This window comes from Massilia horti, assembly GCF_004614195.1.
Classification (GTDB): domain Bacteria; phylum Pseudomonadota; class Gammaproteobacteria; order Burkholderiales; family Burkholderiaceae_D; genus Telluria; species Telluria horti.
In genome coordinates, this window is sequence record NZ_SPUM01000079.1 from 1 (window position 1) to 13,530 (window position 13,530).

Annotated in this window: 14 protein-coding genes and 1 pseudogene; 12 read left to right on the forward strand and 3 right to left on the reverse strand. The window is 65.2% G+C overall.

Going from position 1 to position 13,530, the window contains the following annotated elements; translation table 11 throughout:
- A partial coding sequence (locus E4O92_RS25015; RefSeq protein ID WP_206076860.1) for a hypothetical protein occupies positions 1-185 on the forward strand: 185 nt, incomplete at its 5' end.
- A 303-nt stretch (positions 186-488) separates the two neighbouring features.
- On the forward strand, positions 489-1,178 hold the full coding sequence (locus E4O92_RS12215) for a glycine-rich domain-containing protein (protein ID WP_135190051.1): 690 nt from the start codon (positions 489-491) through the stop codon (positions 1,176-1,178).
- A gap of 446 nt (positions 1,179-1,624) precedes the next feature.
- Here the strand turns inward: E4O92_RS12215 and E4O92_RS12225 are convergent, their stop codons facing one another.
- Positions 1,625-2,515, reverse strand: coding sequence for an NAD-dependent epimerase/dehydratase family protein (locus E4O92_RS12225; protein ID WP_135190053.1), 891 nt, complete (start codon positions 2,513-2,515; stop codon positions 1,625-1,627).
- Between the two features lie 12 nt (positions 2,516-2,527).
- Between E4O92_RS12225 and E4O92_RS12230 the strand changes: the two genes are divergently transcribed.
- The 3 genes and pseudogenes from E4O92_RS12230 (at position 2,528) to E4O92_RS12240 (ending at position 5,850) form a co-directional block, all read left to right on the forward strand.
- Positions 2,528-3,556 carry a CDP-6-deoxy-delta-3,4-glucoseen reductase gene (locus E4O92_RS12230; protein WP_135190054.1) on the forward strand — a complete coding sequence of 343 codons (1,029 nt, stop codon included), beginning with the start codon at positions 2,528-2,530 and terminating at the stop codon, positions 3,554-3,556.
- Between the two features lie 133 nt (positions 3,557-3,689).
- A complete protein-coding gene (locus tag E4O92_RS12235; RefSeq protein ID WP_135190055.1) occupies positions 3,690-4,439 on the forward strand; it encodes a class I SAM-dependent methyltransferase in 750 nt (249 codons plus the stop codon).
- A gap of 141 nt (positions 4,440-4,580) precedes the next feature.
- Positions 4,581-5,850: pseudogene (locus E4O92_RS12240) on the forward strand (MFS transporter).
- On the opposite strand, the gene E4O92_RS12245 reads toward E4O92_RS12240, so the two are convergent.
- A complete protein-coding gene (locus E4O92_RS12245; protein WP_135190056.1) occupies positions 5,835-6,653 on the reverse strand; it encodes a helical backbone metal receptor in 819 nt (272 codons plus the stop codon). The pseudogene E4O92_RS12240 and the gene E4O92_RS12245 sit on opposite strands and share 16 nt — an antisense overlap.
- A 139-nt stretch (positions 6,654-6,792) precedes the next feature.
- Between E4O92_RS12245 and E4O92_RS12250 the strand changes: the two genes are divergently transcribed.
- Together E4O92_RS12250 and sbcB are read left to right on the forward strand one after the other, a co-directional pair.
- Positions 6,793-7,764, forward strand: a complete 972-nt coding sequence (locus tag E4O92_RS12250; RefSeq protein ID WP_135190057.1) for a GGDEF domain-containing protein — start codon at positions 6,793-6,795, stop codon at positions 7,762-7,764.
- A 64-nt stretch (positions 7,765-7,828) separates the two neighbouring features.
- Positions 7,829-9,277, forward strand: coding sequence for an exodeoxyribonuclease I (sbcB, locus tag E4O92_RS12255; RefSeq protein WP_135190058.1), 1,449 nt, complete (start codon positions 7,829-7,831; stop codon positions 9,275-9,277).
- 148 nt (positions 9,278-9,425) lie between these two features.
- Here the strand turns inward: sbcB and pyrF are convergent, their stop codons facing one another.
- Complete coding sequence (pyrF, locus tag E4O92_RS12260) at positions 9,426-10,250, reverse strand: orotidine-5'-phosphate decarboxylase (protein ID WP_135190059.1); 825 nt, start codon at positions 10,248-10,250, stop codon at positions 9,426-9,428.
- Between the two features lie 143 nt (positions 10,251-10,393).
- On the opposite strand from pyrF, the gene E4O92_RS12265 reads away from it, so the two are divergent.
- The 5 genes from E4O92_RS12265 to E4O92_RS25020 form a co-directional block, all read left to right on the forward strand.
- Positions 10,394-11,002, forward strand: a complete 609-nt coding sequence (locus E4O92_RS12265) for a LemA family protein (RefSeq protein WP_135190060.1) — start codon at positions 10,394-10,396, stop codon at positions 11,000-11,002.
- Positions 11,003-11,005: 3 nt separating this feature from the next.
- Positions 11,006-11,806, forward strand: a complete 801-nt coding sequence (locus E4O92_RS12270; RefSeq protein WP_135190061.1) for a TPM domain-containing protein — start codon at positions 11,006-11,008, stop codon at positions 11,804-11,806.
- Complete coding sequence (locus E4O92_RS12275) at positions 11,806-12,321, forward strand: TPM domain-containing protein (protein ID WP_135190062.1); 516 nt, start codon at positions 11,806-11,808, stop codon at positions 12,319-12,321. The genes E4O92_RS12270 and E4O92_RS12275 overlap by 1 nt, the downstream gene beginning before the upstream one ends.
- A 181-nt stretch (positions 12,322-12,502) precedes the next feature.
- On the forward strand, positions 12,503-13,267 hold the full coding sequence (locus E4O92_RS12280; RefSeq protein WP_135190063.1) for an SDR family NAD(P)-dependent oxidoreductase: 765 nt from the start codon (positions 12,503-12,505) through the stop codon (positions 13,265-13,267).
- 41 nt (positions 13,268-13,308) lie between these two features.
- Positions 13,309-13,530 (forward strand): hypothetical protein (locus E4O92_RS25020; RefSeq protein ID WP_206076861.1); only part of this gene is annotated, 222 nt, incomplete at its 3' end.

Here is a 13,530-nt window from a genome sequence, read left to right on the forward strand (position 1 = left end):
CGGCAGCTTCCGCACAAAAGACCGCTTTCTGCTGGGTAGACGGTAAGCAGGCGGCGGCTTCCGCACAAAAGACCGCTTTCTGCTGGGTAGAGGGCCAGCAGGCGGTCGGGAAGATCGCAGCCCCTTCCGTGAAAGCAGGCGGCGCTCGCCTCAATTTTGAACGTCCTTCGCTCGCAACGATCTGAAAAACGATCGACTCGCCGGCGCGCACTGCGCGCCGGCGTATCCCTCCAACGACAAGCGGCCACCGCCGCCTCGCCTCTTCCACCTCCCTTGTAGCATCGTCGCACGGTCGGTTCCGTAAATACCCCACTCGCTTGATGTACATCAAAAAGGTGGGTCGGCAATTGCCCGATATTTGAGATGCGTCATAACAATCCGGTACCGCGAGCCAGCAGCCACATATTCACGCCGGCATCTTGGACCGTTACCAATAAGGCCGCAGGCGCGGCAGGCCTGATAACTATTTGGATAATGGAGGAATTAATATGCTTTCATCGGAGGATTCATTAGCTATTAATGCACTCGATTTCGAGGCGATTAAAGAGAAACTCATGGATCGCAAGGCCGGCAAGGGCTGGCCCCGGACGCGCGCAGAATCTGCGGAGCGTGAATACCGACGCTTTTTGTATCTGGTAAAGAAATTCCCGGATACTCCGCTCGCTCCCGATGCAGACGTCGATAAATTCTGGCACTACCATATCCTGGATACCAAAAAATACGCAGCCGATTGCCAGCGCATTTTCGGGTATTTTCTGCACCACTTCCCCTATGCCGGAATGCGTGGCGAGGAGGATGAAGCGGCAATGAAGCGTATCGGGACAAGTACTGCTGCGCTGTACGAGCGGACGTTTGGCGAAGATTATTCTTCGGCCACCTCCGGCGGCAAGCGCACGGCATTTTCCACCGCCGTGCGGCTAAGCTCTGCCTACACCCCCTCGGCGGCCGCGCCAGCAGACGGCAATACCTCGGGTGGCAGCCATGCTGCGTACTGCTGGGCTCAGGGCAGGCAAGCGGCGTACTGCTGGACGCCGGCCAGGCAAACTGCATACTGCTGGACGCAGGGCAGCGAGGAATGCTGTGTGGAGAGCGCAGATTGCGCCGTAGTCTCCGAGTGCCGCCCACCGGAACAACGCATCGGTTTCTATTTGGAACGGCCCCGGCTTCCAGCCGCATAGCGTTCCCAAGCAACGTCCGCCACGCTCGCCCAACGGCTCACGCTAGCGCTCAAGCGGACGTTCTTACGTGCTGAACCACCTCAGGTTCCGCGCGCAGCGGCGCAAGGCACCAAGCCCATGTGGCTTGCGCCGCCAGCTGTCCCAGGGTGGCAGGGAGCAGGCACAGCTTGATCAGTGTGAAGGTTGGCTCCGGCGGCGCAAGTGTCCAGCCGAGTTGGCGGCGGATATCTTGCGGCGCCGGGGGCGGACGATGAGCATGCTCACGCGCACTCATGTAGGCTCGCACTTGTTCTTTGGTCGGTTGTGTTACGCGGCGGTCCATGGCTCTAGTACCACACCACAAGTTCGGGTTTCGATATTGATCACAATACGATGGGCGGACAATTGCAATTTGAGAAACATCAAGCGTGAGCCGGGATTCCTCTCTCTCGGCACGCCAACTGTGGCTATTTCATCTGCATTGCCGCCAGCGCCTGCTCCACCCGCCCCCACCGCAGCCGTATTCCGAGCTCGCGCTTCATCCGCGCATTGGCAAGCTGCCGCGATTCGGACATAAACGACAGCAACATAGGCGACACCTCCGCCACCAGTTGCTCACGCGCCAGCCTCGGCGCGCGTGGCAGCCCGAACGCGTCGGCGACGGCATCGAAGTACTCTCCCATCTTCATCCGCGTGTCGTCGGACGCGTGGTAGACCCGCCCCGGCAGCGCACGGAACAGCGCCAGCGCGGCGATGTGCGCCAGGTCGTCGGCATGAATATGATTGGTGTACACGTCGTCTTCCGGCGCCAGCGCCGGGGTGCGCTGCTCCAGCCGCTTGAGCGGCAAGCGTTCGGCAGCGTAGATGCCGGGCGCCCGCAGGATCGCCAGCCGTCCGTGCGCGCGCCGGGCCCAGGCGCGCAGCACGCGCTCGGCATCCACCCGCCGCCGGGCACGGGCATTGCGCGGCGCCAGCTTGCGCGTCTCGTCCACCAGCGCCCCGCCGCAGTCGCCATAGACGCCGCTGGTGCTGACATAAACTACCCGCGCCCCGTCGGGTAAAATGGCGGTCACGTTGCGCGTGCGGAAATCGAAATCGCCTTCCGGCTGTGGCGGCGCCAGATGCACCACATACGGCGCCAGCGCGCGCAGGCGGCGCAGGGTATGCGGCCGGTCCAGGTCGGCCACCACGGGAATCGCGCCCGCCGCGCGCAGCTCCCCGGCACGCCCGGGCTGGCTGGTCAGCGCGAACACGCGAAACCGCGTGCGCACCAGCGGCAACAGGCGAATGCCGACATCGCCGCACCCGATGATCAAGAGGCGCGGACGCGCGAACCGAGGATTTATTTTGTTGTTCATTTTGAGGATTGTATGACCTTCCAGATCACTGTCCAGCCCAGTGGCCACCAATTTGAATGCGAGGCAGACGAGACCGTCCTCGCGGCCGCGATTCGCGCAGGCATCGGACTGCCGTACGGATGCAAGAACGGCGCCTGTGGCTCGTGCAAGGGCAAGGTAATCGAAGGCGCGGCCACGCTCAAGCCGCACCAGCAGCGCTCGCTGCCGGAACAGGAAAAAGCGCAAGGGCTGACGCTGTTTTGCTGCACGGTGCCGGAAACGGACATGGTGATCGAGGCGCGCGAAGTGGCCGGCAGCAGCGACTACCCGATGCGCAAGATGCCGACCCGCGTGCAGACCATCACCAAGGCAGCGCCGGACGTGGCGATCCTGACCCTGCAGTTGCCGGCCAACGAGGCGCTGGCCTACCGCGCCGGGCAGTATATCGAATTTTTGCTCAAGGACGGCAAGCGCCGCGCCTACAGCATTGCCAACGCGCCATCCTACACTGGCCCGCTCGAGCTGCACATCCGCCACATGCCGGGCGGCGTGTTCACCGAGCACGTATTTAACACGATGAAGGAGCGCGAGATCCTGCGCTTCGAAGGACCGCTGGGCACCTTCTTCCTGCGCGAGGACAGCGACAAGCCGATCGTGCTGCTGGCCTCGGGCACCGGCTTTGCACCGGTCAAAGCACTGGTCGAACACCTGATGCACCTGAAGTCCGAGCGCAAGGTCGTCCTGTACTGGGGAGGACGCCGACCGCAGGACCTGTACATGAGCGCACTGTGCGAGGCCTGGACCACGACCATGCCGGACTTCACCTATATTCCGGTCATTTCCGATGCGCTGCCGGAGGACAACTGGCAGGGCCGCACCGGCTTCGTGCACGCGGCCGTGATGCAGGACATCCCTGACCTGTCGGACTACCAGGTCTACGCTTGCGGCGCTCCGGTGATGGTCGACGCCGCCCGGCGCGACTATGTGGCCATGTGTAACTTGCCGTCCGGCGAGTTCTACGCCGACGCGTTCACCTCCGAGGCCGACCTGGCCCAACCGTGATCGATCGCATTGCCGGTCCAAGCCGGCAATGCATATTCAAAAGTTGTGCCCCTGCTCACCAGTTTCAGGTATGTTATCGAACGGCGCGGGACCGGTCCGCGCATACAACATTCCGGATAAAAGGGGTCATTAAATGCAAAAACAACACCGACTCGCGCACGCCCTGCTCGCCTTGTCCACCGTCGCACTGCTGGGCAGTGCCAAGGCGGCGCCCGAGCAGGCGGCCAGCGCCCAAGCGCAAGCCCAATACCAGGCCGCGATCGCCAGCCCGGCGCGCACCGACGATGACCGCAAGAGCGACGCCAAGCGCAAGCCGGCGGAGTTCCTCGCGTTTGCCCAGGTCCGTCCCGGCATGAAAGTGCTCGACGTGGCGGCCGGCGGCGGCACCACCGCTGCGCTGCTGGCGGCGGCGGTCGGCCCCAAGGGCGAAGTCTGGGCCCAAAGCGCCAAGCCATCGCCGAAGCTCGAACAGCGCCAGGCCGCGCTGCCGAACCTGCATCCGGTGGTCGCGCCGTTCAACGACCCGGTCCCGAAGGACGCGCCGGCGCTCGACCTGGTGACGATCAACATGTCCTACCATGACATCGTCAACACCGGCACCGACCGCGCGGCGATGAACAAGCGCCTGTACGACGCGCTCAAGCCGGGCGGCCACCTGATCATCATCGACAACGCGGCCAAGAGCGGCAGCGGGCTCACCGCGACCAATACCCTGCACCGGATCGATGAGGAAGCCGTGGTCGCCGAACTGGCCAAGGCCGGCTTCGCAGTGGAGGCCAGGAGCGACTACCAGCGCGCGCCGTCCGACCCGCGCGAGCAACCGTTCTGGGAAATGAAGGGTGCGCCGGACGACAAGTTCGCGATCCGGTTCGTCAAGAAATAAGGGACTGTCACTGGGTCTGTCACCGTTAGCTGAAGCTGGCGCACCGCAAGGGCGCCAGCCTGCCTCGTCAGCCATCGGCAAGCGTTATCTGGCCACATCGGGCACAATGCAGGATTATTGCCTGCATTATCGAAAGTGTTCATGTCCTCGATTTCGCCGTCGGGCGGTTTGGGCGTTCTGCGCAACCGCAACCTGTCGTTTTACCTCTCCGCCCGCTTCCTCGGCACACTCGCAGTCCAGATGCAAAGCGTCGCGGTCGGCTGGCAGGTGTACCAGATCACCGGCAGCCTGTTCGATCTGGGCCTCATCGGCCTGGCCCAGTTCGCGCCGTTCCTGGTCCTGATCCTGTGGGCCGGCCATGTGGCCGACACCCACAACCGCCGCAACATCGTCTTGCTGTGCCTGGCGGCCCAGCTGCTGTGCGGCGCCCTGCTGCTCGCCTTTACCCTCACCGGCAGCCACGTAGTGTGGCCGGTGTTCGCGGTGCTGGTCCTGTTCGGCAGCGCGCGCGCCTTCATGATGCCTGCCTCGCAGGCGGTGCTGCGCAACCTGGTGCCGACCCAGGAATTCGGCCAGGCCGTCGCCCTTTCCTCATCCACCTTCCACGTCGCGGTGATTGCAGGTCCCGTGCTGGGCGGGCTGCTGTATGCGCTGGGGCCGGGCACGGTGTACCTGGTGGCGTCGATTCTGCTTACCCTGGCGGTGCTGCTGATGGCCCTGACCAAGAGCGCACCGCAGGCGATGAACAAGGCTCCGGTCAGCCTGCACACGCTGCTCGAAGGCCTGCGCTTCGTGTGGTCGCGCCCGATCGTGCTGGGCGCGATCTCGCTCGACCTGTTCGCCGTGCTGTTCGGCGGCGCCACCGCCCTGCTGCCCGCGTACGCGCATGACGTGCTGCACGCCGGCCCGACCGGCCTGGGCCTGCTGCGTACCGCGCCCGGCGCGGGCGCGGCGCTGTGCTCGATTGCGCTGGCCTTTGTGCCGATCCGGCGCCACGTGGGCGCCTGGATGTTCGGCGGCGTGGCCGTGTTCGGCGCGCGCCGCCACCTTGGTGCTGGGGTGGACCTCCAGCATGATGATCGCGCTCATTGCGCTGTTCCTGCTCGGCGCCGGCGACATGGTCAGCGTCTACATCCGCCACCAGCTGGTGCAGTACGAGACGCCGGACGAGATCCGCGGCCGGGTCTCGGCCGTCAATTCGGTGTTCATCGGCGCTTCGAACGAACTTGGCGAATTCGAATCCGGCATCACCGCCGGCTGGTTCGGCCTGGTGCGCGCGATCCTGCTCGGCGGCGCGGCCACGCTGGCGGTAACGGGCATCTGGTCGATGCTGTTCCCGGTTCTGTCGAAGATGGACCGCTTCCCGCATCTTGCGCAGGAGCGGGCGCAATCCGGTCAAAAAGTCGCCTGAGACTGGCCTTCCACCATCGCACGCAGCGCGCGCAGGTAACCCAGCCCGGCCAGCGCGCGGCTGCCGTACCACGACAGCATTTCGCCGTCGACCAGGAACACCGGTATGCCAAGCTGCTTTTCCAGGGCATCTGCGTGCGCTTCGGTGAAGCGGTACGGCTCGGTCGACAGCAGCACGCAATCGAGCTGTTCGACCAGCGCCGACGACCATTCGAAGCGCGGATAGCGCGCCGTCCCGAGCTGCGGCACCTGCCAGCCCAGCTCGGCCAGCATGTTGGCGATATAGGTATCGCGCGAGACGGTCATCCACGGGTCCTGCCAGATGCAGTACAGGACGGTGCGCGTCGGTAATGAGGGCAGCGCGCGCAGCGCCGCATGCTCGGCCTCGAACCGGCTGCACCACTCCTCGGCAAGCTCATCGCGCCCGAAGACGGCGCCCATCAACCGCGCCAGCGCCAGGTTGTCGCGCGGCGCGACTGGGTGGGTCACGACCTCGTGCGGAACAAATTCGGCCAATTTGTCGACAGTCGGCTTTTCGTTCTCGTCGATGTTGACCACCAGGTGCGTCGGGGCGAGCTTGCGGATCTTCTCGACATTCACGTCCTTGGTGCCGCCGACCTTGGGGATGGGCGCGACCACGTCGGCCGGGTGAATGCAAAAGCCCGTGCGCCCGGCCAGCTGTGGCGCCAGTTCCAGCTCGCACAGCAGCTCGGTAATCGATGGCACCAGCGAGACGATGCGCGCGTTCGGGTCGCGCTGGTGGTGCTGGCCGATCGCGTCGACCAGATGGTTCGTCGTATTCATGGCCGCTATTGGACCACCGTTCCCATGCTTGCGCCACCCCGGGGCCGGTCTGCCTCCGATATTCACTCGGCTTGACGGTTGCAATGAGGTATCATGTTGCTGCGTAAACATACCCACAGAGACCGCGCAAGAGGACTTCTTGGAATCGATCGGCACCTTCGGTGCATCCCCCTACACCATCCGCGACCTGCACCTGTTTCGCGACACGCACGAGGCGTCGGTCGCGGCCGCGCTCGCGCCGTGCGTGATCAACCGGGTGGCCAAGGGCGAACAGCTCAGGGAAAGAGGACCCGCCCGCCTGTACATCGTGCTGTCCGGATCGCTCGCGGTGGTGCCAGACACTAAAGCCGGCAGTGCCGACACCTTCGGCACCACGGTCCGGCCGGGCGAAAGCGTGGGCGAGCAGTCGGTGCTGGACGAGGCCGTGAACCGCGAAACGATGACCGCGCTGGAGGATTGCGAACTGCTGGTGATCGAGCCGGACCTCGTCTGGCGGCTGATCGACCAGTCCAACGGCCTGGCGCGCAACCTGCTGCGCCTGCTGTCGTTTCGCATCCGCGCCGCCAACGCACAGCTGCGGCGGCGCCAGAAGCTGGGCGAGTTCTACCGCCAGCTGTCGCTCAACGACAGCCTGACGGGCCTGTACAACCGCGCCTGGCTGGACGACGCCCTGCCCCGGCTGATCGCACGCTGCCGCGAGCACGGCAATCCACTCTCGATCGTGATGGTCGACCTCGACCACTTCAAAAAACTCAACGACACCCACGGCCACGTGGCCGGCGACAGCGCGCTGTGCGCGGCGGCCAGCGTGCTGCGCGACGCGCTGCGCCCGACGGACTTCGCGGTACGCTACGGCGGCGAGGAAATGATGGCGATCCTGCCCGACGCCGGCGCCGAGCTGGCCTTGAAGATCGCCGAACGCCTGCGCCAGCGGATGCGCGAGGCCGTCGTGTTCGAGGGCATGCGCCTGCCGCTGCCGCACATCACCGGTTCGTTCGGCGTCGCGACCCTGGCCCCTGGCCTGGACGACCGGGCGCTGATCGCGGCCGCCGATTGCGCCCTGTACCGCGCCAAGGAAAGTGGGCGCGACCGCATTTGCACGACCGATTGACGCACTTCGCCGCCGCTGGAGCGCACCATGCGAAGATTAGGCCGGCTCCCATTTTCAGACCAAGATGACCACTCATACCTTTCTCTGGCACGACTACGAAACCTTCGGCGTGACGCCGCGCAGCGACCGCCCGGCCCAGTTCGCGGCGATCCGCACCGACGCCGAACTGAACGAGATCGGCGAGCCGATCATGCTGTACTGCCAGCCGGCGCCGGACTACCTGCCTGACCCACAGGCGTGCCTGATCACCGGGATCACGCCGCAGCTGTGCCTTGAACAGGGCGTTCCCGAGCACCAGTTTGCCGCGACGATCTGTGACGCGTTCAGCCAACCGGGCACGATCGGCGTCGGCTACAACACGATCCGCTTCGACGACGAGGTCACCCGCTTTTTGTTCTGGCGTAACCTGATCGATCCGTATGCGCGCGAATGGCAAAACAACTGCGGCCGCTGGGACCTGCTCGACGTGGTCCGCATGACGTACGCGCTGCGCCCGCAAGGCATCGAATGGCCGCGCAACGACGACGGCAAGCCGAGCTTCCGGCTCGAACATCTGACGGCTGCCAATGGCCTCGTGCACGAAGCGGCGCACGACGCGCTGTCGGACGTGCGGGCGACGATCGCGATGGCGCGCCTGATCCGCGAAAAACAGCCGCGCCTGTTCGACTTCTGCCTGGGGCTGCGCGACAAGAGCCGGGTGGCGGCCGAGATGGGCCTGCACCTCGACCCGGCGCAGCGCCAACCGTTCCTGCACGTGTCCGGCATGTTCCCAGCCGAGCGCGGCTGCATGGCGCTCGTGTGGCCGCTGGCGCAGCATCCGACCAACAAGAACGAGATCCTCGTGTGGGATTGCAGCCACGATCCATCCGAACTGTTCGGGCTGGACGCCGATACGATCCGTTTGCGGCTGTTCACGCGCAGCAGCGACCTGCCGGAAGGCGTGACGCGGCTGCCGATCAAGAGCGTGCACCTGAACAAGTCCCCGATGCTGGTATCGAACCTCAAGACCTTGAGTCCGCAGATGGCCGAGCGCTGGGGCATCGACATCGAGCGCTGCTGCGCGCACGCGCGGGTCGCGGCGCAGGGGCCGAGCATGGCGCAGGTGCTGGCGCAGGTGTTCGAGCGCGCGCAGGCAGGCGGGGCGGTGGATGTGGACGAAGACCTGTACGGCGGCTTCGTGGGCAACGGCGACCGGCGCAAGCTGGAGTCGTTGCGGGGACAGACGCCGGAACGCCTGGCCCAGACGCCGCCGAGCTTCGACGATCCGCGGCTGGGCGAAATCGTGTTCCGCTACCGGGCGCGCAACTTCCCGCACACCTTGTCTGAGCAAGAGGCCCAGCACTGGGAAGAGCACCGCGCGGCGCGACTGTTCCATGGCACGGGCGGGGCGCGCACGATCGAGCAGTTGTTCGGGCAGATCGACGCGCTGTCGGAGAACGCGGACGAGCGCGCCGAGGAGATACTTGGCGCGCTGTATGACTATGCGGAGCAGATTGCGCCGAGCAGGCGATAGCGCGAACGAAGCTGCGAAACAGGATGCGATGACGGCGTAGGGTGCGCACCTGTGCGCACGCGGCGCGAACGGTGCGTATTGGTGGTGGCGCCGCGAGCCTGCAAGCGATGAACGCGTGCGCACAGGTGCGCACCCTACGTGCTGGTTCTCAGACTGCGCGATAGCGATTGATCGCGTCCCGCGTCTCCATTGCCACACGCCGCGCAGCGGCGGCGAAATCCTCGCCCTCTTCCGGTGTGGCGAACAAGATCGCGCGCGACGAGTTGATCATCATCCCGGCCCCGCCCGCAGTACGCCCCGCGCGCACGGTCGCCTCGATGTCGCCGCCCTGCGCGCCGATCCCCGGCACCAGCAGCGGCATCTCGCCCACAATCCGGCGCACCTGCGCCAGCTCTTCGGGGAAGGTCGCGCCCACCACCAGCGCGCACTGGCCATTCACGTTCCACTTCTCCGCCACCAGCCGCGCCACGTGCTGGTACAGCGGCTGCCCGCCCACGTCGAGGAATTGCAGGTCCGAGCCGCCCGCGTTCGAGGTACGGCACAGGACGATCACGCCACGGTCCTTCCATTGCATGTAAGGCTCGACCGAATCGAAGCCCATGTACGGATTGACCGTCACCGCGTCCGCGCCGTAGCGGTCGAACGCCTCGCGTGCGTACTGGTGCGCGGTGGCGCCGATGTCGCCGCGCTTGGCGTCAAGGATCAGCGCAATCTCGGGATAGCGCTCGCGCAGGTACGCGCAGATTTCCTCGAGCTGCTGTTCGGCGCCGAGCGCGGCAAAGTAGGCGATCTGCGGCTTGAACGCGCAGGCCAGGTCCGCGGTGGCGTCGATGATCGCCTTGCAGAACCGGGCGATGCCGTCCGGGGCGTCGCGCAGGTGCGCGGGCAGGCGCGCCAGGTCCGGGTCGAGCCCGACGCACAGGAGCGAATCGTTACGGGTCCAGGCGGCGCCCAGCTTGTCTATGAAATTCACGGCGGGCCTCTTCAATATCTCGTTGCAAACGCGTTATTGTAGCGCGTGGCCGCGCGTCCATTCGCTGCGTGCGCTCGCGCACTGTCTCCGCCATGGCAGGTCCGGTATATTTTAAAAACCGGACAACCATACGGATTCCCGCCATGATGAACATCTTTTCGCGTCTGGCCCGGCTGCTGCTGGCGGCGCTGCTGCTGAGCACCCTGCTGTCGGGCTGCGGCTACAACCAGTTCCAGCAGAAGGACGAAGCCATCAAGGCCGCCTGGAGCGAAGTGGTCAACCAGTACCAGCGCCGCGCCGACCTGATCCCGAACCTGGTGGCCACGGTCAAGGGCTATGCGTCGCACGAAAAGGATACGCTGGAGGCGGTCACCCGGGCACGCGCGGCGGCCACCAGCATCCAGGTCACGCCGGAGACGCTGAACGATCCGCAGGCGTTCGCGCGGTTCCAGCAGGCGCAGGGCGAGCTGACGGGCGCGCTGTCGCGGCTGATGGCGGTGTCGGAGAACTATCCGAACCTGAAGGCCGATACGAGCTTTCGCGACCTGCAGTCGCAGCTGGAAGGCACCGAGAACCGGATCACGGTCGCACGCCAGCGCTACATCGTGGCGGTACAGGACTACAATGTGGCGGTGCGCAGCTTCCCGACCAATGTCACGGCGATGATTTTCGGCTACAAGCCCAAGCCGAACTTCACGGTCGCGAACGAAAGCGCGATCTCGACCGCGCCAACCGTCAACTTCGGCAAGTAAGCCATGTTCCTGCTGCGTCCCCTGTGGATCCTGGCCCTGGCGTTTTGCCTGGTTGCGCCGGCGCACGCGCAGTTCAAGCCGGTGCCGCCCTTGAGGGGCCACGTCAATGACGAGATCGGGATGCTCACGCCCGACCAGCGCGCCAGCCTGGAATCGATGCTGTCCGAGTACGAGGCCAAGACCGGCAGCCAGATTGCGGTGCTGCTGGTGGCGTCAACCGAGCCGGAGGCGATCGAGCAGTACAGCATCCGCGTCACCGACGCCTGGAAGCTGGGACGCAAGGGCGTCGACGACGGCGTGCTGCTGCTGGTGGCGCGCGACAATCCGAGTTCGCTGCGGCGGCTGCGCATCGAAGCCGGGCGCGGCGTGCAAGGCGTGCTCACGGACGTGCAGTCCAAGCGCATCCTGCAGGACGTGATTGCGCCCTACTTCCGCGAGCAGCATTACTACGACGGGCTGGTCGCCGGCGTGGGCGCCATCGAATCGCTGCTGGACCAGGAGAAGTTCCCCGGGCCGCGGCAGGCGCAGCAACAGCACGGCTCCGGAATCAGCCTGTTTGGCCTGTTGGCGATCATCGTCGGCATCTTCGTCATCCTGTCGATGTTCCGGCCGCGCCGCTCGCGGCTGTCCGGCGGCGGCTGGAGCAGCGGCGCGACCGGTTTCATCATCGGTAACATCCTTGGCAACATGAGCCGCGGCGGCTATCGCGGCGGCGGCGGCTTTGGAGGCGGCGGTTGGGGCGGCGGTGGCTATTCGGGCGGCGGCGGCACCTTCGATGGCGGCGGCGCCTCGGGAGACTGGTAATGAATCATTCTTTGCACCATCGGCTGCGGCGCGCGGTGCGCCACTGGCGCAGCAGCATGGCCGACGCGCGGCGCGCTTTTCCGCCCGAGACCCTGGAGGCAATCACCGAGGCGATCCGGGAGGGAGAACAGACCCATCGCGGCGAAGTCCGGCTGATCGTGGAGCGGGCGCTGCCGTCGGATGCGATCTGGGCCTGCATCGGCAACCGCCAGCGGGCGCTGACCCTGTTCGCCGACCACGGCATCTGGGACACCGAGGAAAACAGCGGGGTGCTGATCTACGTGAACCTGGCCGAGCACATGGTCGACATCGTGGCCGACCGTGGCATCGCGCACAAGATCGACAACGCGGACTGGCAGGCGATCTGCGACACGATGACCGACCACTTTGCCCAAGGGCGCTTTCATGACGGCACCTTGAGCGCGATCGCCCAAGTCAACTTACTATTGCAAACGCATTTTCCGGCCGAGGGCGATCGCCCGAACCAGTTGCCGGACGAGCCGATCCTGCTCTAGTTCAAAAACTCTGATTCTCGGCTGCACTCTGGGTACAATCGCGTTGCACACTCGTAGGGTGCGCACCAGTGCGCACGCTGTACGGTTGCGCATAGTTTGCACCGCGTGCGCACTGGTGCGCACCCTACCGCTGTTCCTTCACAGCAATCGCAATTTAAAAAACCACCTTTACGAGGAGCCCATGAGACTTGCCCAGAAAGTCGCCCTGGTGACCGGCGCCAGCCAGGGAATCGGCCTTGCCTGCGCGCAACGCCTGGCGCGCGAAGGCGCGCGCGTGATGCTGGCCGACGTCCGCCCCGAAGGCCAGGCGGCTGCCGAAATGATCGGCGCGGCGGCGCGGTTCACCTGCGCCGACGTCAGCCAGAAATCGGACGTGGATGCGCTGGTCGCGGCCACGCTGTCGGCCTACGGCCAGATCGACATTCTCATCAACAATGCCGGCGTGACCCATGCCGCCGATTTCCTCGACCTGGCCGAGGAAGACTTCGACCGCGTGCTGCGCATTAACCTGAAGTCGATGTTCCTGTGCAGCCAGGCGGTGGCACGGGAGATGGTCAAGCGGCAAAGCGGCTGCATCATCAACATGTCCAGCGTGAACGCCGAACTGGCGATCCCGAACCAGGTGCCGTACGTGATCTCGAAGGGCGGGGTCAACCAGCTCACGCGCGTGGCGGCGGTCGCGCTGGCGCAGCACGGGATCCGGGTCAATGCGATCGGGCCGGGCACGATCCTGACGGAACTGGCGAAGAAGGCAGTGCTGGGCAGCCCGGAAGCGCGCCACACGATCCTGTCGCGCACGCCGTTGGGACGCTGCGGCGAGCCGGAGGAAGTGGCGGCGATCGCGGCCTTTCTCGCAAGCGAGGACGCGTCCTACATTACCGGCCAGACGCTGTACGCGGACGGCGGGCGGATGGCGCTGAACTACACGGTACCGGTCAAGGACTGAGCCGGCGAAAAGCGGGCTCAAGCGTACTATTCACGGAATGCATGACAGGTATCGGAATTTACAATTGGACGCGCGTTTCGCGGTGCAACATAATCTCATCTGTCTCCACTATTCTCCTCCAAGAAAATAGTTTTAAAGCCCGCCGCAAGCGGGCTTTTTTTTCGCCCATGTCCCGTCCTAAAATCGGTTGTCATGAGTTCGCCTTGTCCAAGGAGAGCGAGATGGCAGTTGAGGGAAAGCGCACCCAGCGCGACTACACGCTG

Bases quoted from the DNA above. Each gene is read 5' to 3' on its own strand.
- E4O92_RS12225 (WP_135190053.1), bottom strand. From the start codon at position 2,515: ATGAACAACAAAATAAATCCTCGGTTCGCGCGTCCGCGCCTCTTGATC.
- E4O92_RS12245 (WP_135190056.1), bottom strand. From the start codon at position 6,653: ATGAATACGACGAACCATCTGGTCGACGCGATCGGCCAGCACCACCAG.
- sbcB (WP_135190058.1), top strand. From the start codon at position 7,829: ATGACCACTCATACCTTTCTCTGGCACGACTACGAAACCTTCGGCGTG.
- E4O92_RS12235 (WP_135190055.1), top strand. From the start codon at position 3,690: ATGCAAAAACAACACCGACTCGCGCACGCCCTGCTCGCCTTGTCCACC.
- E4O92_RS12215 (WP_135190051.1), top strand. From the start codon at position 489: ATGCTTTCATCGGAGGATTCATTAGCTATTAATGCACTCGATTTCGAG.
- E4O92_RS12275 (WP_135190062.1), top strand. From the start codon at position 11,806: ATGAATCATTCTTTGCACCATCGGCTGCGGCGCGCGGTGCGCCACTGG.
- E4O92_RS12265 (WP_135190060.1), top strand. From the start codon at position 10,394: ATGATGAACATCTTTTCGCGTCTGGCCCGGCTGCTGCTGGCGGCGCTG.
- E4O92_RS12270 (WP_135190061.1), top strand. From the start codon at position 11,006: ATGTTCCTGCTGCGTCCCCTGTGGATCCTGGCCCTGGCGTTTTGCCTG.
- E4O92_RS12230 (WP_135190054.1), top strand. From the start codon at position 2,528: ATGACCTTCCAGATCACTGTCCAGCCCAGTGGCCACCAATTTGAATGC.
- E4O92_RS12280 (WP_135190063.1), top strand. From the start codon at position 12,503: ATGAGACTTGCCCAGAAAGTCGCCCTGGTGACCGGCGCCAGCCAGGGA.